We start from the raw sequence: 19319 nt of genomic DNA on the forward strand, positions 1-19319 counted from the left end.
CGGCGGAGCGGCGCAAGGGATGTCTCCCGTGGCGGTGAGCGTGTGGGCGCGATGTGCTGCGGGGGAGTTCAGGCCGCGCTGGCGGCCACGCGTGGCGGAGGTTGCGCGGCGGTGCCGCGCCCGACCTCATGCACAACGGGGCGGCGCGACGAGGCCGTGCCCGGACGGGTGCGCTCGACCATGCGCGCGTCCAGCCACGGCAATCCCCGCGCGATGGCCCGGGACAGGCTCGTACCGACGATGACGGTGTCGCGGCTGGTCATGGATGAATCCGCCGTGTGGACGGTGCGGATCATGCGCGCGCACGGGCACGCTGCCTTTGACTTCGATCAGACATGTCCGGGAGCGGTGTGCGGTCGAATGTCACAGGGCGGCCCGGCCGGTCGGCGCCGGGCGGCGTGTCAGTGTGCCGCCGGCTGCAGCACCAGTGTGTGCCGCGTCGGCCCCGGCAGCAGCGGTGTCGGCTTTCCTTCGACCCAATCCTGGTGCCCCGCGCCGAAGTACGGCGACAGCGGGTGGTCGCTCTGGCCGCCGGGCATGTTGAGGATGCCGTGGGCTTCGTGGCCAGGGGCCACGGCCAGGTGCTCGGAGGCGCCGAAGCCGGGGGTGGCGACGTGCGGCATGTTGCTGTCGCCGGGGATGGGTTGGTCGGGCATGTCGATGAAACGGGCCAGCCACGACGGCAGGGCGGCGGACAGCGGATGGCGGATGCCGGCGCGGTTGCGTTCGCCCCAGCTGCGCGCGGCGAGGCCGCCGGGTTGCCGCCCCAGTTCGGCCACCACCTGTCTCGCGGCATCAACGAACAGGGCATGCCAGTCAGGGTATTTCGGGTCGAGCAGGTGCGCGGGCCGGGCGCGCAGCAGTGCCCACACGGCTGCCTCGGCGCTGTTCTCGCCGGGCCAGCTGAAATCCGGGTAGCGCTGCCGCACCTGCGCTGCAAACGGAGCCAGCACGGCTGCGCTGACCCGGTCGCGGAACGTGCGCACGAGCCGGTAGTCGACGCTGTCGACGGCAGCGCGACCGCGCCAGGCGGCGGTCAGCTGGCGCAACGGTTGCAGCGACGGCTCGCTGTTGTCGGCCAGGGTGTCCTGCAGCAGACGCTGCCAGCGGGCGAGGAACACGGCGCGGTCGTCGAGCTGGATGTCGAGCAGGTCGCCGGGGGTGAAGCTGGCGCGTGCATGCAGCTCGTCGCGGATCTGCTGCGCACGCGCGCCGAGGTCGTGGCCGCCGTTGCCGAGCAGGGCCAGTGCCTCGCCGTCGATGGTGCGGTTGTTCGCCGTCCACAGCCGCCCGTCGGCGGGGTTCTCGATGCGCGGGTATTGCGCCGGCGTGGCCCAGCCTCGCCAGCCGCTACCGGGCTTGGACCAGTCCGACGGCAGCAGCGGGTCGATGCCGGCGCGCAGCGGGATGCTGTTGCCGGCGATGGTCCAGCCGATGTGGCCGCGATTGTCGGCGACCAGCAGGTTCTGCGGCGGCATGCCGAGCGTGGGGGCGAGGTCCAGCGCGCCGGCCACGTCGGTGCTGCGTTCCAGCTGCATCAGCTCGACGTTGTAGCCGCGCGGCCGGCCGCCGATCCAGGCCAGCGCCAGCGGCGTGCCGTCGACGTCGGTGCCCATGATCGGGCCCCAGCGGGTGTCCTCGACCTTGAGGATGGTGTCGGGCTGGCCCTTGACCCGGATGTGCTCGTCGTGGCTTTCGATCGATGCCCAGCCGTCCGGCACCTTGTAGCGCGTGGGGTTGGCGGGATCACGCAGCACGCGTACCCAGTCCTGCCAGTCGCCGTAGCTGTTGGTGAAGCCCCAGGCGATCTGGCCGTTGGAGCCGACGATGATCGCCGGCGTGCCCGGCAGGCTGACGCCGTTGACGTCGCGTCGGCCGTCCGGTGCGCTGGCGTCTGGATAGCGCAGGCGGGTGCGGAACCAGATGTTCGGCACGCGCAGGCCCAGGTGCATGTCGTTCGCCAGCATCGCCGCGCCGCTGCCGGTGAGCGCGCCGGCAACGGCGAAGTTGTTGCTGCCGGAGCGCACTGCGTCGAGCGCAGGCGCCAGTGCGGCGACCAGCGTCGCGGAGGGCTGCGACGGCGCCAGCTGGCGCAGGTCGAACACGTCGGCCCCTGGAATCACCGGTGCCCGCGACAGCCGCCCGCTCAGCGGCGCCTCCCAGTCGGGATCGGGCGCCAGCAGGAAATCCGCCAGCGGACCGGGCAACGCGGCCCGCACTTGCGCCAGGCGCAGCTCACGCTCGTTGCGGCCGTCGCCGTTCAAGTCCAGGTACATCGCGGCGATCACCAGCGCGCTGTCCTGCGTACGCCACGGCTGTGGCCGGCTGCCCAGCAGCAGGTATTCCCACGGCCGCACGCGCAGATCGGCGAGGCCGGCGTTGACGCCGTCGCGGTAGCGGTCGAGTTCGTGTTGCTGCTCCGGCGGCAACTGCGCAAAGGCGGCTTCGACCACGGCGCGCAGGCGATGGCGGCGATGGTTGAGATCGACCTTCAGCGCGGCCGGGCCGACCAGTGCGGACAGCTCGCCGGCGCTCGCGCGGCGCATCAGGTCCATCGCGAAGAAGCGTTCCTGTGCGTGCACGTAGCCAAGCGCGTAGCTGATGTCCGTACGGTTTTTGCCTTCGATGGTGACCGTGCCCAGCGCGTCGCGGCCGATGCTGACCGCGGCGGCGAGGCCGGTAGCCGGGCGCGTGCCGTCGAGCCGGGCGCGGCTGCCGGCGAGCAGCCACCACAACACCACGAAGGCAACCGCCAGCAGCGCCAGCAAGGCCAGCGACAGGGCATGCAGGACGCGCCACCGGCGGGCCGTCATGGCTTGGCGAATACCGCGAAGATGCCCGCGTACGGCTTGACCATGAAGGCCGGCGCGCCGGCATAGCCTTCACCGTCGACGTACAGCTGCGAGATGCTGCCGTCCAGGTAGAGTGCGTCGCGGCAGCCCAGCCTGTCGCGGAACAGCCGTCCGAACGCGTGGAAGTTCACCGGAGTCTCGCTGACGGCGAACACCACGTCGGTGGGCGTTTTCGCGCAGACGCCGCTGCGCCACTTCATGCTGGCGGAGTCGTCGACGAACTGCTCGTTGAGCTTGCCGTCGATCAGCAGCATCGGCCCCGACTGGGTCGCCCACTGCACGCTCTTGCCCTCGGCCTTGAACGCGGCGCTGGTGCGCACCGCGGCATGGCCGTCCGGGTACACCGCGAACACGCCGTTCGGCAGCAGCGAGAAATTGCCCGAGGCGGGGTTGCCGTGTGCCAGGTTCAGCGGCACCACGGTCTTGCCGTTCTCCACGTGCAGGCCCAGCGGTGCGAACTTGTGGTCGTAGATGCCGGCGTTGGCGGCAAACAGCAGCCGCTGGCCGCGCCGCGCGCCCCACTGGCGCAGCGCTTCGATACTGCCGAATGGCTGGCCGCTGGCGGGCTCGCGCCAGTGCAGACTCAGCTGCTCGCGTTTCAGGTTCACGTGCACGACGCGGTAGTTCTGGCCCTCGAACGCCAGCTCGCGGCTATCCAGTGCCTGTGCGCCCGGGGCGCAGCCGGACATGCCGGCGAGCAGCAGGAGCGACAGCAGGTGCGGCAGCGTGCGCCGCAACGGCGGCAGCGGAAAAGGACAGGGCGCGGAAGCGGGCGGATGCATCCATTGATGGTCGCCGCCTGGCCGTGCGGGTGCAAGCCCGGGCCTGCACGTTGCGGCGGCTGTCGCTAAACTGGGTTCTTTTCGCGGTACCCGCCCATGCCCTATACCCCGATAGTGGCGACGCTCGGTTACGTGTTGTCGCCCGATCACCGCGACGTGCTGATGATCCACCGCAATGCGCGCCCGGACGACCTGCACCTCGGCAAGTACAACGGCCTCGGCGGCAAGATGGAGTCGGGCGAGGACATCGCCGTGTGCATGCGCCGCGAGATCCGCGAGGAGGCCGGCATCGAGTGCGAGTCGATGCAGTTGCGCGGCACCCTGAACTGGCCCGGTTTCGGCAAGCACGGCGAGGACTGGCTCGGCTTCATCTTCCTGATCGACCGCTTCAGCGGCGAGACGCACCAGGGCAACCATGAAGGCACGCTGGAATGGGTGCCGCGCGCGCGGCTGATGGAACTGCCGATGTGGGAGGGCGACCGCCACTTCCTGCCGCTGGTGTTCGACGCCGACCCGCGCCCGTTCCATGGCGTGATGCCGTACAAGGACGGCCGCATGCAGTCGTGGTCGTACAGCCGGTTGTGAGCGGCGACGTGCGTGTCCGCTCCTCCTTTGGATTGCAAGGGTGGGACCGTACTTCGTGATGCAAGGTCAAGAGCGCACCCCCTCCTGACCTCCCCCTGCTGCGCAGGGGGAGGGACTGATCCCGCAGCCGCATGCTCTGCTCCCTCCCCTGCATCGCAGGGGGAGGGACTGATCCCGCAGCTGCACGCTCTGCTCCCTCTTCTGCATCGCAGGGGGAGGGACTGATCCCGCAGCCGCATGCTCTGCTCCCTCCTCTGCATCGCAGGGGGAGGGACTGATCCCGCAGCCGCATGCTCTGCTCCCTCCCCTGCAAAGCAGGGGAGGGTCGGGGTGGGGTCGCTCTTTGCTCTCGGGCCAGGATCAAGAGCGCACCCCCTCCTGACCTCCCCCTGCTGCGCAGGGGGAGGGACCGATCCCGGGGCTGCACGCTCTGCTCCCTCCTCTGTATCGCAGGGGGAGGGACCGAGCCCGCCACTGCACGTCCTGCTCCGTCCCCTGCGATGCAGGGGGAGGGAGCGGTGGCGGGCTTCCGTGCACCGGCGGGGTTTTCGGAGAAGCCCGCGTTGAGCGCGATGCTTTCCCGATTCCCGGGCGTCAGGGCTTGAACGCGGTGAAGGTGCCGTACGGATTCAACTGGGCATCGATTGCCTTGGGGTCACCGACGATCACGATGCTCTGGTCCTTCGCGGCGAAGTACTTGCGCCCCATCGCCTGCACCTGCGCGGCGGTCACCTTGTTGGCCTCGGCGACGTAACTGCCGAGGAAGCTCGGCGGCAATCCGTCCACCCAGTAGTTCGCCAGCGTGCCGGTCAGCGCGCCCTGGATCTGGTTGCGCAGCAGGTAGATGCCGCCGACCAGGCGCTTGGCGCCGTTGAGCTCTTCCGCGCTGACCGGCTGGCTGGCCATGCTGTCGAACAGTTTGGCCAGTTCGGCCAGGGTGGCGCCGGTGACCTCGTTGCGCACGTCGACCGTGGCCACCGTGCTGCCGCCGACGCGGTTGGCGCCGAAGCGCGACCACGGGCTGTACGAGTAGCCCTTGTCCTCGCGGATGTCCTGGACGATGCGGCTGGTGAAGCCGCCGCCGAGGATGGTGTTGGCCACGGTCAGCGGGATGTAGTCCGGATCACTGGCGGGCACGGCCGGGCGGCCGTAGCGGATGTTGCTCTGCACGGCGCCCTCGCGCGACACCAGCAGTCGTTGCGGCGCCGCTTCGCGCGGTGCCGGTGCGGTGTCGGGCAAGGCCTTGCCGTCGGCTTTCCAGTCGCCGAACTGCTGTTCGGCCAGGCGGAACGCCTCGTTTGCATCGATGCGCCCGACGATCACCAGCAAGGCGCGATCAGGCCGGAAGCGGGTATCGTGCAGCGCGCGCAGCGCGTCGGTGGAGGTGGCCTGCACGGTGGCTTCCGCCAGCGAATCGCGCGCATACGGGTGCTCGCCGAAGACCGCGTGGTTGAACGCGCGGCCGGCCTGCCAGTCCGGATCGGACTCCTGCACCTTCAGCGACTGCAGGGCGTTGGCCTTGGCCAGGGCGACTTCGCTGGCCGGGAAGCTCGGGTGCAACGCGGTGTCGGCTACCAGCGCCAGCAGCTGCGACGCGTGCGAGGCCAGTGCGCTGGCGCGGATGTTGACCGCGTCGTCGTCGGCGCTGGCGCTGTAGTCGCCGCCGATCGCCTGCAACGCTTCGGCGATGTCGCGCGAGCTGCGGCTGGCGGTACCTTCGTCGAGCAGGCGCGCCAGCATCTGCGACATCGCCGGCGTGGCGGCATCGTCGGCGGCGGTGCCGCCGAGCACGGACAGCGCCACGTTGACCTTGGGCAGGCCTTCACGCGGCACCACCCACACGGTAAGCCCGTTCGACAAAGTGCGCTGGGCGATCTGCGGAGTGGGCAGCGGCTGGTCCGGGCCGTACGCGGGCAGGTCCTTCGGCAGCGGCGCGGTGGAGGCCTGGGCGACGCCGGCCAGGGCCAGGCCGAGCGCGAGGGCGAGCGTCTTGAATGTCGTATGCGTCTGCATGGCGGTCCTCACTTGGCGGATGCCTTGGCGGCGGGGGCGGCAGCGGCGGCGACCGGACGGCGCACGATCACGCTGCGGTTGGCGTCGGTGAGATAGGCGCTGGCGACGCGCTTGAGGTCGTCGGAACTCACCGCCTCGATCCAGCCGGGCATCTTGTTAGCGACGTTCGCGTCGCCCCACAGGGTCTGCAGCTTGGCCAGCGTGTCGGCGCGGCCGAGGAAGGATTCCAGTCCGCCATACCAGTCCGACAGCATCTTGGTCTTCACGCGGGCCAGGGTGGCGTCGTCGACGCCGCCGCTGGCGACCTTGCCGATCTCCTCGTCGATCGCGGCCAGCACCTGCTCGGGCGTGGCGTTGGGCTTGTACAGCGCGAACAGCCCCAGCAGGGTCGGACCGGCGTAGTCGCTGCCGTCGCCGAGCGGGAAGTTCACCCCACCCTGGATGTTCAGCAGCAGCTCGCGGCCCTTGACCAGGCCCTGGTAGAAGCGCGAGGCGTCGTCGCCGACCAGCAGCTGCGACAGCACCATCATCGGCACCTGGTCCCGGCTGCCGCGCGCGGGCATCTTCCAGCCGATCGCCAGCGCCGGCACCTTGGCCAGCGCATCGGTCTGCTCCTCGTGGCGTGGCTTGACGTTCAGCGGTTCGGAAACGTCCGGCCGCGGCGGCAGCGCGCGCGCGGGCAGACCGCCGAAATATTTCTGCGCCAGCGCGAAGGCCTGCTCCGGGGTGACGTCGCCGGCGATGCCGAGCACCGCGTTGGCCGGCTGGTAGAAGGTGTCGTGGAAGGTCTTCACGTCGGCGATGCTGGCGTGGTCCAGGTCCTTGAACGAGCCGTAGCCGTCGTGGTTGTTGGCCCACTTGTCGAACGCGAGGCGGTTGAGGTCGGTCCAGAAGAACAGGCCGTACGGCTGGTTCTTCACGTTGACGCGGATCTCCTCCTTCACCACGTTCTGCTGGTTGGCGAGGTTCTTCGCGCTGAAGTCGAGCGACTTCATGCGGTCGGCCTCCAGCCACAGGATCGGCGCCAGCGCGGACGACGGCGCGGAAGCGATGTAGTTGGTGTAGTCGGCGCGGGTGGAACCGTTGAACACGCCGCCACCGCCCTGGATCACGCGCTCGAAGGTGCCCTTGGGCGCGTCCGGCGTGCCTTCGAACATCAGGTGCTCGAACAGGTGGGCGAAGCCGGTGCGGTTCTGCGGTTCCAGCCGCATGCCGACGTGGTAGACCATGCTGATGCCGACGGTGGGCGAGCTGTGGTCCTCGGAGACCACCACGGTGAGGCCGTTGTCGAGTTTCTTCACCGCGACCGGCAGCTTCCAGGTATCGGTGTCGGCCGCGTGGGCGGCGAAGGCCAGGCACAGCCCGGCGACCAGTACGGACAGTCGTGAAGCGCGCATCTACCTCTCCTTGTCAACGCGAACGGAACCCGGATCGTCCTGCGATCGGCGAGGGTCCACAAGTGACGAATGGGGGAGGCGGCCCCCGGGTTCGCAGGGCCCTGCGAAAGCCGCGGCGATGCGTGCGATCAGGCCACGTCGGCAAGCCAGGCGGGGTTGCCGAACTTGGTCTGCGCGAGCGCTTCGGCCTGGGCCAGCTCGTCGGCGCGCAGCGCGCTGTCGCTGAGGCCGTGCAGGCGACGGAAGGTGGCGACCATGCGCTCGATCACCGCCTCGCGCGGCAGGCCGGTCTGGCTGCGCAGCGGGTCGACCCGCTTGGCCGCGCTGACGGTACCCTTGTCGGAGAGTTTCTCGCGGCCGATGCGCAGCACGTCCAGCATCTTCGCCGCGTCGATGTCATAGGCCATGGTGACGTGGTGCAGCACCGCGCCGCCGCGGTGTACCTGGGCGGCGCCGGCGATCTTGCCGCCTTCGGAGGTGATGTCGTTGAGCGGCTGGTACCACGCCTTGATGCCCAGCTCGGCCAGCGCCTGCAGCACCCAGGCGTCGAAGAAGGCATAGGCCTCCTGGAACGACAAGCCCTTGACCAGCGACTGCGGCGCGTAGATCGAATAGGTGATGGTGTTACCCGGCTCGATGAACATCGCGCCGCCGCCGGACACGCGCCGCACCACCTCGATGCCGTGGCGCCGCGCCGCCTCGCCGTCCACCTCGTTGCGCAGCGACTGGAAGCGGCCGATCACCACCGCCGGCGACGCCCACTCCCAGATGCGCAGGGTCGGTGCGCGGCGGCCGGCGCCGACTTCGTGGGTCAGTACGTCGTCCAGCGCCATGTGCAGGGTGGGCGATTGCGGCGCGGTGTGGATCAGCTGCCAATCGTGGTCGCGCCAGTCGGTGCGCATCATGCGGCGGATTCCCCGTGCAAGGCGCGGCGCACGGCCGCTGCAATCGCTTCCGGCGAAATGCCGTACATCATCACGTCGGTGGCGAGGGCGTTGCGCACGCTGGCGGCGAGTGCGGCTTCGTCGGCATGTTCGCTGTGGCCTTCCAGCGCGCGGTTGATCGCGCCCAGTGCGCTGTCCGGTTCCAGGAAGAAGTCGCCGCTCAGCTGCACGCCGGCGAGGCGACCATCGCGCACGGCCAGGTCGATCACCACCAGCTTGCCGCCGGGCATCTTGTATTCGCCGTGCATCGAAAGCATCCCTTGCGCAACCCGGCGATTATAGCTTCGGTCAGTGGCCGCGGTCGTGGAAGCGGCCGCTGCCGGCGCCGACCGAGATGCTGACGCCGCCGGTGGGATGGTCGCAGCTGCCGAACGCCTTGGTGAGGTTCACCCGGCCGGTCTGGTAGCTGCCGCCGACATGGTTGCCGCTGACCACGCCCATGCCGACGCTGCCGTGCAGTTGCGGCTGGTTGTAGGTGGAGTCGTCGCAGTCGGTGGTGGTCGCGGCCGTGGCGGTGTCGTTGTTGCCCATGCGCCCGCTGGTGTCGCCGTAGTACGTGCCGGGCGCGTCGCGGGCGGGTGCCGCGGCAGTGCTACCGGCGGCCGGCAGGTCGCTGGGCGGCAATTTCAGGTTCAGCGGCTTGCCGGTGCTCTGCGCCCATGCCGGTGCGGCGAGCAGGGTGGCCAGCAGGACAGGAATAAATCGTGGGATGTTCATGCGCGCTCCGGAGTTGTCATGTATCCAACGCGCGAGGCTGCGCCGTCGTGTACATCCGTGTTGGAACGGCGCAACCACGGCAAGTTCCTCTCCATCGCAGGAGCCTGCCCGCAGGCGATGCTTTTGCGAATCCCGGCTCTCAACAGACGAACGTCTGGTCATCCTGCCCCAAAGGCATCGCCCGCGAGCGGGCTCCTACGGATGATGCGTGGCTCAGCCGGTGGTCTCGATCCGCTCGACCCGGCGCAGGCCGCGCGGCAGCAGGCCGCCGCGGGTGGCGCGGTTGCCGCCGTATTCGACCAGGTCGGCCCACTTCAGGGTCAGCTTGCGCGCGCCGGCGTACATGGTGACTTCGCCCTTGCCTTCGGTGACCACCGCCACGCCGGCCACGCGCTCGCCCTCGGCCAGCTGCTTCTTCGGGATCTCGATCAGTTTGTTGCCCTTGCCCTTGTCCAGCTCGGGCAATTCGGCCACCGAGAACATCAGCAGGTGGCCTTCGCTGGTGACCACCACGATGCGGTCGCGCGCCGGATCGGCGCTGACCTGCGGCGCCAGCACTTTCGCGCCGTCGCTGAGCGAGATGATCTGCTTGCCGGCCTTGTTGCGGCCGGTGAGCGCCTCGAAGCGGCTGACGAAGCCGTAGCCGAAGTCGGTGGCGAGGATCAGCCGGGTGTCGTTGTCGCCGGCGATCACCGCGTCGAAGCTGGCGCCGGCAGCCGGGCTGAAGCGGCCGGTCAGCGGTTCGCCGTTGCCGCGCGCCGAGGGCAGGGTGTGCGCCGGCGTGGAGTAGGCGCGGCCGGTGGAGTCGATGAAGGCGACCTGCTGTGTCGTGCGCGCCTTCACCGCGGCAAGCAGGCCGTCGCCCTCGCGGTAGTTCAGGCCATCGGCGTCGATGTCGTGGCCCTTGGCCGCGCGTGTCCAGCCCTTCTGCGAGAGCACCACGGTGACCGGTTCGCTGGCCACCAGCGCGCTCTCGTCCAAGGCGTGGGCCGCTTCGCGCTCGACCAGCGGCGAACGGCGCGCGTCGCCGAATTTCTCGGCATCCAGGCGTAGCTCATCCTTGATCAGGCTCTTCAACTTGGTCGGCGATTTCAGCAACACGTTGATGCGCGCGCGCTCCTCTTCGAGCTGGTCGCGCTCGGCGTTGATCTTCATCTCCTCGAGGCGAGCCAGCTGGCGCAGCTTCGTCTCCAGGATGTAGTCGGTCTGCTCCTCGGAGAGCTTGAAGCGCGCCATCAGCGCCGGCTTGGGCTCGTCCTCCGTGCGCACGATGCGGATGACTTCATCGAGATTGAGGTAGGCGATGCGCAGGCCTTCCAGCAGGTGCAGGCGGCGCTCGACCTTGGCCAGGCGGTGGTTGAGCCGGCGCGTCACCGTGCTGGTGCGGAAGCTCAGCCACTCGGCGAGGATCTTCTTCAGGTCCTTCACCTGCGGCCGGCCGTTCAGGCCGATCATGTTGAGGTTGACGCGGAAGCTCTTTTCCAGGTCGGTGGTGGCGAACAGGTGCTGCATGGTCTCGTCGGCGTCGACGCGGTTCGAGCGCGGCACGATCACCAGGCGGATCGGGTTCTCGTGATCGGACTCGTCGCGCAGGTCCTCGATCATCGGCAGCTTCTTCGCGCGCATCTGCGCGGCGATCTGCTCCAGGATCTTCGACGGGCTGACCTGGTGCGGCAGCGCGGTGATCACGATGTTGCCTTCCTCGCGCTTGTACACCGCGCGGGCGCGCACCGAGCCGCCGCCGGTCTGGTAGATCGCCAGCAACTCCCTGCGCGGTGTGATGATTTCCGCCTCGGTCGGGTAATCCGGCCCCGGCACGTGTTCGCACAGCTGGGCCACGGTGGCGTCCGGCTCGTCGAGCAGGTGGATGCACGCGCTGGCCAGCTCGCGCAGGTTGTGCGGCGGGATGTCGGTGGCCATGCCCACGGCGATGCCCATCGAGCCGTTCAGCAGCACGTGCGGCACGCGCGCCGGCAGCCAGCTGGGCTCCTCCAGCGTGCCGTCGAAGTTCGGCACCCAGTCCACCGTGCCCTGGCCCAGCTCGCCCAGCAGCGCCTCGGCGATCGGGCTGAGCTTGCTTTCGGTGTAGCGCATCGCCGCGAAGCTCTTCGGGTCGTCCGGCGAGCCGAAGTTGCCCTGGCCGTCCACCAGCGGATAGCGGTACGAGAACGGCTGCGCCATCAGCACCATCGCCTCGTAGCACGAAGTGTCGCCGTGCGGGTGGAACTTGCCGATCACGTCGCCGATGGTGCGCGCGGACTTCTTCGGCTTGGCGGTGGCGGCCAGGCCCAGCTCGCTCATCGCGTAGATGATGCGCCGCTGCACCGGCTTCAGCCCGTCGCCCACGAACGGCAGCGCGCGGTCCAGCACCACGTACATCGAATAATCGAGATAGGCCCGCTCGGCGTATTCCTTCAGCGGGATCTGTTCGTAATTGGCTTGCAGGTTCATGCGGTTGGATCAGCAAAATGGCGCGCGACGCGCGGGATAACCGGTCGATGGTGCCAGAAAGCCGCGACCTCTTGTAGGAGCCCGCTCGCGGGCGATGCTGTTCGCCCTGGTGCATGACGGCACGAAAGGCATCGCCCGCGAGCGGACTCCTGCCGGGGAATTACTGGCGCACGGCCTCGACGCCGAGCTTTTGCAACTGCGCCTGCACGCTGTCCGGTCCGGCCAGGTGCGCGGCGCCGACGGCGATGAAGATGGTGCCGGGTTGCTGCAGCATCGCGGCGATCTTGGTCGCCCAGGCCTGGTTGCGTTGTACCAGCAGCAGTTGGTAGAGCTTGGGCTCGTGCCGGCGCATGTCGTCGTTGCCGATGCGGGCGATGCCGTCCACGTCGCCGGCCTTCCAGGCGTCGATCAGTTCGGTGAGCCGCAACGTGCCTTTGTCCGCGTCGCGCATGGTCGAGCGCAGCAGGGCCAGCTCGACCGGGCGCGGCAGGTCGGCGAGAAAGCGGATCTGCTGCTCGGCGGTTTCCAGCCCCAGCACCGGCTTGCCGGCAGCGCTCATCTGCGCCTTCAGTTGCTTGTCCACGCCATGTTCCGGGTCGAGCCCGGCCTTCAGCAGCGGCGTCACCGCCAGCGTCAGCGCGGCCAGCCACGGGCGCATCACGTCCAGCGTCTGCATGCCGCCGGGCACGCCGAGCTTGTTCGCCAGCCGGTCCAGCCGGTGCGCTTGCGCCGGGCCGAGCTGGCCGGACAGCGGGTGCGCCGCATCCATGCCGTGGCGCAGCACCAGCGCCGCCATGTTCGCCGGGTCGTCGTCGGTGATCTCGATGTACAGCGTGCGGCTGTCCGCCATCGCCCGATCCAGCTCGGGGTAATGCCAGCTGGCGTCGCTCGGCATCAGGTGCACCGTGCCGAACAGGTAGATCGTGGTGTCGGCGTCCTTCACCACCCACAAGGCCGGTTTCGCCAGCGCCGGGGCGCCGGTGAGCAGCAAGGCGAGGCAGGCGAGCAGGCGCAGCGCGATCGAGGGCTTCATGTCGGGAGTGTCGCGGCAGGCCGCGACCAGTTCAATCCCGGCGAGATGGCGAAGGAGTGGGGAACCGCGATGTCGGGGTGGCGCAGGTGCCGGCCGGCTCCGGGAACCTCGCCGTCGAAGTCCGGTTGGTCTCCGCCGATCTCGGCAACCCCGCTGTCGGGGTTACGCACGTCCCCGTCGACGTCCGGAACCTCGGCGTCGGGGTGGCGCACGTCCCCGTCGACGTCCGGAGCCTCGGCGCCGGGGTGGCGCAGGTCCCCGTCGACGTCCGGAACCTCGGCGTCGGGGTGGCGCAGGTCCCCGTCGATGTCCGGAACCTCGGCGTCGGGGTTCGGCACGTCCCGGCCGGGCTTCGCGACCCCGACGCCGGGCTTCGCTGTCGCCTCGCCCGGCGCGACGCAGCGAGGCCGAGCGGGCGGATGCCCGCGATTTCAGGGCCGGTCGCTCGCCCGAGCGCCAACGGGGCGGTTCGCCCTTCAGCCAGCACACGGCCGTCAGGCCGAGGGTAAGCAACACCAGGCTGATCGCGAACATGACGGGGTCGGCCGTTGGCCGCAGGAAACGAAAGACCAGCGCCACGCACCCCGCGTAAATGGCCACGCAAACCCAGCCCTGCCATCGAACCGGCAGACCCCAACCCCAGCCGTACCGCTTGGCCGGAAACCAATACTTGTTCTGGCTATCCATTGCGGTTCCTTGTGGTGAGGGTGTGGTGCCTGCACCTGCAGTCGATTGATTCCTTCCGTCGCCCTATCTCTTACAGGCCAAGCAGCTTCCAGACCCAATAGACGCCGATGCCCATTTGCACGGCGAAGGCGGTGAAGCGGGCGTTGACGGCGATGACGCTGGTCGAGGCCAGGTGGATGCCGGACTGGACGATCCGGGCGCCCAGCAACCAGGGCGCCAGCGCGTCCGTGACTTCCGTCCGGCCCGTCGCGATGGCGACCAGCAGCAGGCCGCCGAAGACCGGCAGGCTCTCGACACAGTTCGCATGTGCGCGGGCGAGCCGCTGCATGAACGGCGAGATATTCGAGTTGTCGGGCTTGAACTCGTTCGAGCGCACGCGGCCGGTGACGACGAGGTAGCTGCGCAGCACCTCCATGACGACCAGCAGGAGCAGCGTCCAGGCAAGGAACAGGGTGAGTACCAGGGCTGAAATGGTCATGGCGCGGCCTGCGATTCGCGTGGAGTGGAGGGGTGTGCGGTACCGCGGTTACGTCGGAGTCTCGTTGGTCAGGGCATAGGCGCTGGCGCGCGTCAGGTCGAGCGGCCGCACCTCGCAGACCAGGCCGTAGGCCAGGCATGGGTTCTCCGCCGCGATGCGCGCTGCTTCATCCAGGCTGTGCGCGCGGATGAACCAGTAACCGCCGACCACTTCCTTGGCCTCGGCAAACGGGCCGTCCGTAGTCGCCTGCCGAGACACCACCTTGCCCTCGCGCGCCAACCGCTGGCCGGGACCGATCCGGCCCTCGCTCACCAGCCGGTCGTACCACGCGTAGAACCGGTCGATCACGGTCTGGATCTGCTCCGGCGAGGCGTCCTTGTCCCATTGGCCGCGGGAGAGGATGAGGTAGTCGGAGGGCGGGTCTGGCTGGCTCATGGATGGCTTCCGTTGACTGGGCGGGGAAGGAGGTGTCGGAGCACGGGCGGGGACGGTCCATAAGTGCTGGCCTATTTAACTTCCTCCGTCCCCTTATTTTCGAGGGTCACTTCAGGCCGCAGGTCCAGCGGCTCTCCGGCATGCCCGGGAAAACGAGATAGAACCTGTTGGCATGACCCTCGATGGGCGTGGCTTCGCCCTTGTCGAAATAACCGCCCCGGAAGGAGATTTTTCCAGTCGACCCGTCGAAGCGGTAACTCCCCTTGCTCGGCTTGTCGAAACCGAGATAGTCGTAGGCTCCATCAGCTGCCAGCGTAAACGAGCCGCGCGGGGCATACTCGTAAGTGCCTGAAGCAGCCTTGTACCTGGACGAGGTGCAGCCGTATTTGCCGAACGCGGGCATTGCCTTGGCAGCGGCGGCCAAGGCAGCGCCACTCGATCCCATGCCGAACAGCACGAGTACGCACAACCCGCTGCCCCACCGCAAGAACATGTTCATGTGTCACCCCTGATCCTGAGAAATTCATGGTGTTTCGACGCGCCGATTCACGTCACTTGGCTTCGATGCCCCGCAAGAACCCGATCAATCCCCCGAAGTACACCTGCTGATCGTCATACATCGCCATATGGCTCCCCTTCGGGCACAGCAGGAACTGCCCGTGCGGCAGTTTCTTCGCCATGCCGGCCATGTACTTCGGGTCCATGGTGTCGTATTGCGCGCCGATCACCAGGGTGGGCACGGTGATGAGATGCAGGTCCTTGCTGCGGTCCCAGTTGAGCAGGCGGCCGCTGGCGCCGAGTTCGCTGGGGCCCTGCATCAGGGCGTAGATATGCTGGTTGATGTGGCCGAACGAACGGGTTACGGGTTCCGGCCATTGCGCCGACGGCATGCGCAGCACGTGTTTCTCGTAGTGCATGGTGGTGAGGATCTGCATGTAGCGCGGGTCGTCGGTGCGGTGTTCGGCTTCCAGCTTCTTTACTTCGGCGAGCTGTTTCTGATCCATCGCCGGCATCAGCATCTTGTGTGCGTAGTCGTTGTAGGCGGGGATCGAGTCGACCATGTTGGAGATCACCAGGCACTTCAGGTGCTGCTGGTATTTCAGCGCGTACTCCATCGCCAGGATGCCGCCCCAGGACTGGCCGAGCAGGCAGAAGTTGTCTTTGTCCAGGTGCAGCGCCCGGCGCACCTGCTCCACTTCGTCTACGTAGCGGTCGATGGTCCACAGCGCATCGTCTTTCGGCTGGTCGCTGTAGGCCGAGCCGAGCTGGTCGTAGTAGTAGTACTCGATGCCGGCGCCAGGGAAGTAGCTGTCGAACGCCTCGAAGTATTCGTGGGTGGCGCCGGGGCCGCCGTGCAGCAGCAGGACTTTCAGCTTCGGGTTGTTGCCCACGCGCTTGGTCCAGACGCGGAACGTGCCCTTGGGCGTGGTGATCGGGATCATCTTGACGCCGCCGGCGAGCACGTCGTCGCGGCCGCTGTTGTCGAAGTAGCCAGCGCCGGGCGCGGTGGTGGTGGGTGTGGTGGTGCTGGCCATGGCGGCGCCGGCGAGCAGGGCCAAGCCGGCCAGCAAGGTGGCGATGCGACGCTTCATCGGTATTCCCTCGGGTGCAAGGTCAAACAGGACTATGCGGTGCTGTGGTGTTGCCTGCAACTGCGGCGGTACGGGCGTTCCAGTGCGGCACGCGGTGGCGGCCGGACGCGCCTCTCAGTGGCTCCGTTGCTTCACGCCGTTCAGGAGGTGCGGACGAGCGGGCTCCGCACTGCCTCGCACAGCCGTTCGACCAGCCGGTCGACGTCTGCCTCCGCCTGAGCGAGCGAGCGGGCAAGCGCCTCTCCACCGAACTCATCGTATTCCACCGCCACCGCATGTACCTCGGTGATGCCGATATAACCGAATGCGGTGCGGATGGCGTCCTCCACGTGGTTCATCGCGCGCAACCGGTCGGCATAGCCGAAGTCGCCGCGCGCGCCGAGGATCACCAGCCGGCGCGGGCGGTCGTCCAGCAGGGGCCAGTAGGGGGCGCCCTTGCGTGAATGATCGAAGCCGAAGGTGCGGCCCACACGGACGACCTGGTCGATGTACGCCTTGAATGCGGCGGGCACGCCGAAGTTGTACATCGGCACACCGGCGACGATCAGGTCGGCGTCGATCAGCTCGTCCACCAGCGCATCGCTGCCGGCCAATACCTTGCGCATCCATGGCTCGCGTTGAACCGGCGGGGTGAAGGCGGCATGGATCCATTCGCCGCTGACCGGCGGTGGCGGTTGGCGGCCGACGTCGCGATAGACGTAGGCATCGCCCGGCCGCGCCGCCCGCCAGCGCTCGACGAAGCGGGCGCTCAGCCGGCGGGTGTGCGAGCCGTGAGCCTGGCGGTCGGAGCGGCCGGGGCGGGCGCTCGCGTCGATGTGTAGCAATGTCATCATGAGTCGTCTCGTGCAGGATGAGGAAAGTTCATCTAGTTGCCAGCGTGAGGCTGGAAAAGACGGGCGACAAACGATAATTTTCCAACCGATGGATGAACTTGATTCAACTACGGGATCGCCATGCGCAAGCTTCCGCCCCTGGCCTCGCTGCTCGCCTTCGAGGCGGCGGCGAGGCATTCGAGTTTCAAACACGCGGCCGACGAATTGGCCGTGACGCCAGCCGCGATAAGCCACCAGATCCGTCAGCTCGAGGAGCGGCTGGGAGTGCGGTTGTTCGAGCGGCAGACACGCCAGGTGGTGGCCACCGCGGCGGCGAGAGAGCTGTACCCGGTATTGCGCGACGGCTTCGACGCTTTCGCGCGGGCGTTGGATGCGCTGGCCGAGCGCCGTACCCGCCACAGCCTGACGCTATCGGTGACCAGCGCGTTCGCCGCGCGCTGGCTGGTACCGCGCATCGCCTCGTTCCGCAAGGCGCACCCGGATCTCGACTTGCGCGTGCATGCGTCGGATGAGCCGGTGCGTCTGCAAGGGCGCGACATCGACGCGGCGATTCGCTACGGCCACGGACCGTATCCCGGCCTGTTCGTGCTGCCGCTCGTGGCCGACCGCTTTGCTCCGGTGTGCAGCCCCGCCCTGGGCCTACGCCGACGCACGGACCTGCGTCGGTGGCCGCTGCTGCATTTCGAATGGCGCCATCGGCGCCGCGACAATCCCACCTGGGGGCGATGGCTGGAACAAGCCGGTGTGCGTGGCGTGGAAGTGGATTCGGGTGTGGTATTCACCGATGAGAGCCATGCGATCCAAGCGGCACTGGCCGGACAGGGTGTGGCACTGCTCAGCCTGCTGCTAGTGGCCCCCGACCTCCATAGCGGTGCGCTGGTGCAGCCGTTCGGCCCGGAACTGGAGGGCTACCGCTATCACTTGGTGCATGCACCCGATACGCCGCGACGCGACGAACTGCAGGCGCTGGGAACCTGGCTGCAGGCCGAAATGACGCACACATGCCCGCTATCGCCGCCGGCACTCAGCGCGGCACGCGATAGCCGCCGGGCACGCCGTGCGGGCTCAGGGTGATCTGCCACAGCTGGTCGCGGCGGCTGCGGAACACCGCGGCGGAGACGGCCAGGTAGTAGCGCCACATGCGCCGGAAGCGCTCGTCGTAGTGCGGCGGCAGGCTGGGCCACGCCGCTTCGATGTTGGCGCGCCAGGCGGTCAGGGTGCGGTCGTAGTCGGCGCCGAAATTGTGCCAGTCCTCGACCACGAACAGGTCTTCCAGCGCGGCGGCAACCTGACTGGCGGCGGGGATCATCGAGTTGGGGAAGATGTATTTCTCGATCCACGGGTCCGGTTGCGCCGGCGCGCCGTTGCTGCCGATGCAGTGCAGCAGCGACAGGCCGTCACCTTTCAGGCAGCGACGCACGGTTTCGAAATAGGTGCGGTAGTTCTTGCCGCCGACGTGCTCGAACATGCCGATCGAGTACACCGCGTCGAAGCGTTCGTCGACCTCGCGGTAGTCCTGCAGGCGGATCTCGATCGGCAGCCCGGCGCACAGCTCGCGCGCGTACTCGGCCTGCTGCTGCGACACGGTGATGCCGACGCCCTCGACGCCGTAGCGCTCGGCCGCGTACTTCAGCGCCTCGCCCCAGCCGCAGCCGATGTCGAGCACGCGCTGGCCGGTTTTCAGCTGCAGCTTGCGGCAGACCAGGTCGAGCTTGGCCGCCTGCGCGTCGTCGAGGTTGTCGGCCTTGGCCCAGTAGCCGCAGGAATACACCAGGCGCTTGCCGAGCATGGCGTGGAACAGGTCGTTGCCGAGGTCGTAGTGGACCTTGCCGATCTCGAATGCGCGCTCGCCGCGCTGCAGGTTGACGAAGCGGGCCTTGAGGTGGGCGAGCAGGGTATCGAGGGTTCTCAGTTCCTGGTCCAGCCCGGCGGTGAGCAGGCGGGTACACATGGCGGGCAGGTCGTCGGCGTCCCACCAGCCGTCCATGTAGGCTTCGCCCAGGCCCAGCGAGCCGTGCGCGAACACGCGTGCGTACAGGCGTTCGTCGTGCACACGCAGGTCGGTGGGCGCATCGCCGTCGATGCGGATGCCGGCCTGTTCGAGCAGTTCGCTGGCGCGATTTTTCAGATCGTCCTGGCTCATGCGTCGTTCTCGCGGTGGGTGGAATCGTGAAGGTCAGTCGCCGCCGAGCACGGCAAAGCTTGCCGGCGCACATGCATACGTCGCGTCGACGCCGGCGTTGCGCACCAGCTGCAGCAGCAACTCGGCCTGATCCTCGCGCAGCAGGAACTCGATCTTCACCGGCAGGTCGTCGGCCAGCTCGAAGAACTGCTCCTCGTGCAGCACGCCGTGGCGGCCGAAGCCGGCGATCGCGCGGAACACCGAGCCGCCGCCCAGGCCATGCGCCCTGGCCTGCTCCAGCAGCCACTCGGACAGCAACATGCCGTCGTGCTTGCTGCGCGAGTGGCAGTAGAAGGTCAGGTGCACGCCGTGTTGCAGGGTTTCCTGGTGCATGCGCT

20 protein-coding genes are annotated in these 19319 nt (G+C 68.3%); 2 read left to right on the plus strand and 18 right to left on the minus strand.

Annotation, left to right across the window (positions count from 1 at the left end; all coding sequences use genetic code 11):
* Positions 1-68: 68 nt before the first annotated feature.
* From R5H19_RS11255 to R5H19_RS11265, 3 genes are all read right to left on the minus strand, one after another.
* Positions 69-263, minus strand: a complete 195-nt coding sequence (locus R5H19_RS11255) for a hypothetical protein (protein WP_318159093.1) — start codon at positions 261-263, stop codon at positions 69-71.
* A gap of 138 nt (positions 264-401) precedes the next feature.
* Positions 402-2813, minus strand: coding sequence for a penicillin acylase family protein (locus R5H19_RS11260; RefSeq protein ID WP_318159094.1), 2412 nt, complete (start codon positions 2811-2813; stop codon positions 402-404).
* Positions 2810-3541, minus strand: a complete 732-nt coding sequence (locus R5H19_RS11265) for a phosphodiester glycosidase family protein (RefSeq protein WP_318159529.1) — start codon at positions 3539-3541, stop codon at positions 2810-2812. The genes R5H19_RS11260 and R5H19_RS11265 overlap by 4 nt, the downstream gene beginning before the upstream one ends.
* 189 nt (positions 3542-3730) lie before the next feature.
* On the opposite strand from R5H19_RS11265, the gene R5H19_RS11270 reads away from it, so the two are divergent.
* Complete coding sequence (locus R5H19_RS11270; protein ID WP_318159095.1) at positions 3731-4219, plus strand: 8-oxo-dGTP diphosphatase; 489 nt, start codon at positions 3731-3733, stop codon at positions 4217-4219.
* 594 nt (positions 4220-4813) lie between these two features.
* Here R5H19_RS11270 and R5H19_RS11275 read toward each other — a convergent pair.
* From R5H19_RS11275 to R5H19_RS11335, 13 genes are all read right to left on the minus strand, one after another.
* Positions 4814-6232 carry a pitrilysin family protein gene (locus R5H19_RS11275; RefSeq protein WP_318159096.1) on the minus strand — a complete coding sequence of 473 codons (1419 nt, stop codon included), beginning with the start codon at positions 6230-6232 and terminating at the stop codon, positions 4814-4816.
* 8 nt (positions 6233-6240) lie between these two features.
* Positions 6241-7629, minus strand: a complete 1389-nt coding sequence (locus tag R5H19_RS11280; RefSeq protein WP_318159097.1) for a pitrilysin family protein — start codon at positions 7627-7629, stop codon at positions 6241-6243.
* Positions 7630-7757: 128 nt separating this feature from the next.
* Positions 7758-8534 carry a biotin/lipoate A/B protein ligase family protein gene (locus R5H19_RS11285; RefSeq protein ID WP_318159098.1) on the minus strand — a complete coding sequence of 259 codons (777 nt, stop codon included), beginning with the start codon at positions 8532-8534 and terminating at the stop codon, positions 7758-7760.
* Positions 8531-8821: a biotin--protein ligase gene (locus R5H19_RS11290; protein WP_318159099.1), complete on the minus strand. Its 291-nt coding sequence runs from the start codon at positions 8819-8821 to the stop codon at positions 8531-8533. The genes R5H19_RS11285 and R5H19_RS11290 overlap by 4 nt, the downstream gene beginning before the upstream one ends.
* A gap of 40 nt (positions 8822-8861) precedes the next feature.
* Positions 8862-9290, minus strand: coding sequence for a hypothetical protein (locus R5H19_RS11295; RefSeq protein WP_318159100.1), 429 nt, complete (start codon positions 9288-9290; stop codon positions 8862-8864).
* 213 nt (positions 9291-9503) lie between these two features.
* Positions 9504-11741 (minus strand): DNA topoisomerase IV subunit A, encoded by a 2238-nt coding sequence (gene parC, locus R5H19_RS11300; RefSeq protein WP_318159101.1) that lies wholly within the window; start codon positions 11739-11741, stop codon positions 9504-9506.
* 160 nt (positions 11742-11901) lie between these two features.
* Complete coding sequence (locus tag R5H19_RS11305; RefSeq protein ID WP_318159102.1) at positions 11902-12774, minus strand: TraB/GumN family protein; 873 nt, start codon at positions 12772-12774, stop codon at positions 11902-11904.
* On the minus strand, positions 12771-13112 hold the full coding sequence (locus R5H19_RS11310; RefSeq protein ID WP_318159103.1) for a hypothetical protein: 342 nt from the start codon (positions 13110-13112) through the stop codon (positions 12771-12773). The genes R5H19_RS11305 and R5H19_RS11310 overlap by 4 nt, the downstream gene beginning before the upstream one ends.
* A 419-nt stretch (positions 13113-13531) precedes the next feature.
* Positions 13532-13939, minus strand: a complete 408-nt coding sequence (locus tag R5H19_RS11315) for an MAPEG family protein (RefSeq protein WP_318159104.1) — start codon at positions 13937-13939, stop codon at positions 13532-13534.
* A gap of 48 nt (positions 13940-13987) precedes the next feature.
* Positions 13988-14374: a YciI family protein gene (locus R5H19_RS11320; protein WP_318159105.1), complete on the minus strand. Its 387-nt coding sequence runs from the start codon at positions 14372-14374 to the stop codon at positions 13988-13990.
* Positions 14375-14480: 106 nt separating this feature from the next.
* A complete protein-coding gene (locus R5H19_RS11325; protein ID WP_318159106.1) occupies positions 14481-14873 on the minus strand; it encodes a hypothetical protein in 393 nt (130 codons plus the stop codon).
* 52 nt (positions 14874-14925) lie between these two features.
* The gene (locus R5H19_RS11330; protein ID WP_318159107.1) at positions 14926-15966 is read right to left on the minus strand and encodes a proline iminopeptidase-family hydrolase; all 1041 of its coding nucleotides are present in this window, start codon (positions 15964-15966) and stop codon (positions 14926-14928) included.
* Positions 15967-16106: 140 nt separating this feature from the next.
* Positions 16107-16799 carry an NAD(P)H-dependent oxidoreductase gene (locus R5H19_RS11335; protein WP_318159108.1) on the minus strand — a complete coding sequence of 231 codons (693 nt, stop codon included), beginning with the start codon at positions 16797-16799 and terminating at the stop codon, positions 16107-16109.
* A gap of 120 nt (positions 16800-16919) precedes the next feature.
* On the opposite strand from R5H19_RS11335, the gene gcvA reads away from it, so the two are divergent.
* Positions 16920-17873, plus strand: a complete 954-nt coding sequence (gene gcvA / locus R5H19_RS11340; protein ID WP_318159109.1) for a transcriptional regulator GcvA — start codon at positions 16920-16922, stop codon at positions 17871-17873.
* Here gcvA and cfa read toward each other — a convergent pair.
* Together cfa and R5H19_RS11350 are read right to left on the minus strand one after the other, a co-directional pair.
* Positions 17824-18942: a cyclopropane fatty acyl phospholipid synthase gene (cfa, locus tag R5H19_RS11345; protein ID WP_318159110.1), complete on the minus strand. Its 1119-nt coding sequence runs from the start codon at positions 18940-18942 to the stop codon at positions 17824-17826. The genes gcvA and cfa overlap by 50 nt on opposite strands.
* Positions 18943-18975: 33 nt before the next feature.
* Positions 18976-19314: a DUF190 domain-containing protein gene (locus tag R5H19_RS11350; protein WP_318159111.1), complete on the minus strand. Its 339-nt coding sequence runs from the start codon at positions 19312-19314 to the stop codon at positions 18976-18978.
* Positions 19315-19319: the final 5 nt, after the last annotated feature.

Source organism: Rhodanobacter sp. KK11 (assembly GCF_033345435.1).
GTDB lineage: Bacteria > Pseudomonadota > Gammaproteobacteria > Xanthomonadales > Rhodanobacteraceae > Rhodanobacter.

What these genes read in the sequence shown, in the direction of transcription:
- R5H19_RS11295 (WP_318159100.1), bottom strand. Translation starts at nt 9,290, where the DNA reads ATGAACATCCCACGATTTATTCCTGTCCTGCTGGCCACCCTGCTCGCC.
- R5H19_RS11320 (WP_318159105.1), bottom strand. Translation starts at nt 14,374, where the DNA reads ATGAGCCAGCCAGACCCGCCCTCCGACTACCTCATCCTCTCCCGCGGC.
- R5H19_RS11275 (WP_318159096.1), bottom strand. Translation starts at nt 6,232, where the DNA reads ATGCAGACGCATACGACATTCAAGACGCTCGCCCTCGCGCTCGGCCTG.
- R5H19_RS11285 (WP_318159098.1), bottom strand. Translation starts at nt 8,534, where the DNA reads ATGATGCGCACCGACTGGCGCGACCACGATTGGCAGCTGATCCACACC.
- R5H19_RS11315 (WP_318159104.1), bottom strand. Translation starts at nt 13,939, where the DNA reads ATGACCATTTCAGCCCTGGTACTCACCCTGTTCCTTGCCTGGACGCTG.
- R5H19_RS11350 (WP_318159111.1), bottom strand. Translation starts at nt 19,314, where the DNA reads ATGCACCAGGAAACCCTGCAACACGGCGTGCACCTGACCTTCTACTGC.
- R5H19_RS11265 (WP_318159529.1), bottom strand. Translation starts at nt 3,541, where the DNA reads ATGTCCGGCTGCGCCCCGGGCGCACAGGCACTGGATAGCCGCGAGCTG.
- R5H19_RS11290 (WP_318159099.1), bottom strand. Translation starts at nt 8,821, where the DNA reads ATGCACGGCGAATACAAGATGCCCGGCGGCAAGCTGGTGGTGATCGAC.
- parC (WP_318159101.1), bottom strand. Translation starts at nt 11,741, where the DNA reads ATGAACCTGCAAGCCAATTACGAACAGATCCCGCTGAAGGAATACGCC.
- R5H19_RS11335 (WP_318159108.1), bottom strand. Translation starts at nt 16,799, where the DNA reads ATGATGACATTGCTACACATCGACGCGAGCGCCCGCCCCGGCCGCTCC.
- R5H19_RS11270 (WP_318159095.1), top strand. Translation starts at nt 3,731, where the DNA reads ATGCCCTATACCCCGATAGTGGCGACGCTCGGTTACGTGTTGTCGCCC.
- R5H19_RS11260 (WP_318159094.1), bottom strand. Translation starts at nt 2,813, where the DNA reads ATGACGGCCCGCCGGTGGCGCGTCCTGCATGCCCTGTCGCTGGCCTTG.
- R5H19_RS11255 (WP_318159093.1), bottom strand. Translation starts at nt 263, where the DNA reads ATGACCAGCCGCGACACCGTCATCGTCGGTACGAGCCTGTCCCGGGCC.
- R5H19_RS11325 (WP_318159106.1), bottom strand. Translation starts at nt 14,873, where the DNA reads ATGAACATGTTCTTGCGGTGGGGCAGCGGGTTGTGCGTACTCGTGCTG.
- R5H19_RS11280 (WP_318159097.1), bottom strand. Translation starts at nt 7,629, where the DNA reads ATGCGCGCTTCACGACTGTCCGTACTGGTCGCCGGGCTGTGCCTGGCC.
- cfa (WP_318159110.1), bottom strand. Translation starts at nt 18,942, where the DNA reads ATGAGCCAGGACGATCTGAAAAATCGCGCCAGCGAACTGCTCGAACAG.
- R5H19_RS11305 (WP_318159102.1), bottom strand. Translation starts at nt 12,774, where the DNA reads ATGAAGCCCTCGATCGCGCTGCGCCTGCTCGCCTGCCTCGCCTTGCTG.
- gcvA (WP_318159109.1), top strand. Translation starts at nt 16,920, where the DNA reads ATGCGCAAGCTTCCGCCCCTGGCCTCGCTGCTCGCCTTCGAGGCGGCG.
- R5H19_RS11330 (WP_318159107.1), bottom strand. Translation starts at nt 15,966, where the DNA reads ATGAAGCGTCGCATCGCCACCTTGCTGGCCGGCTTGGCCCTGCTCGCC.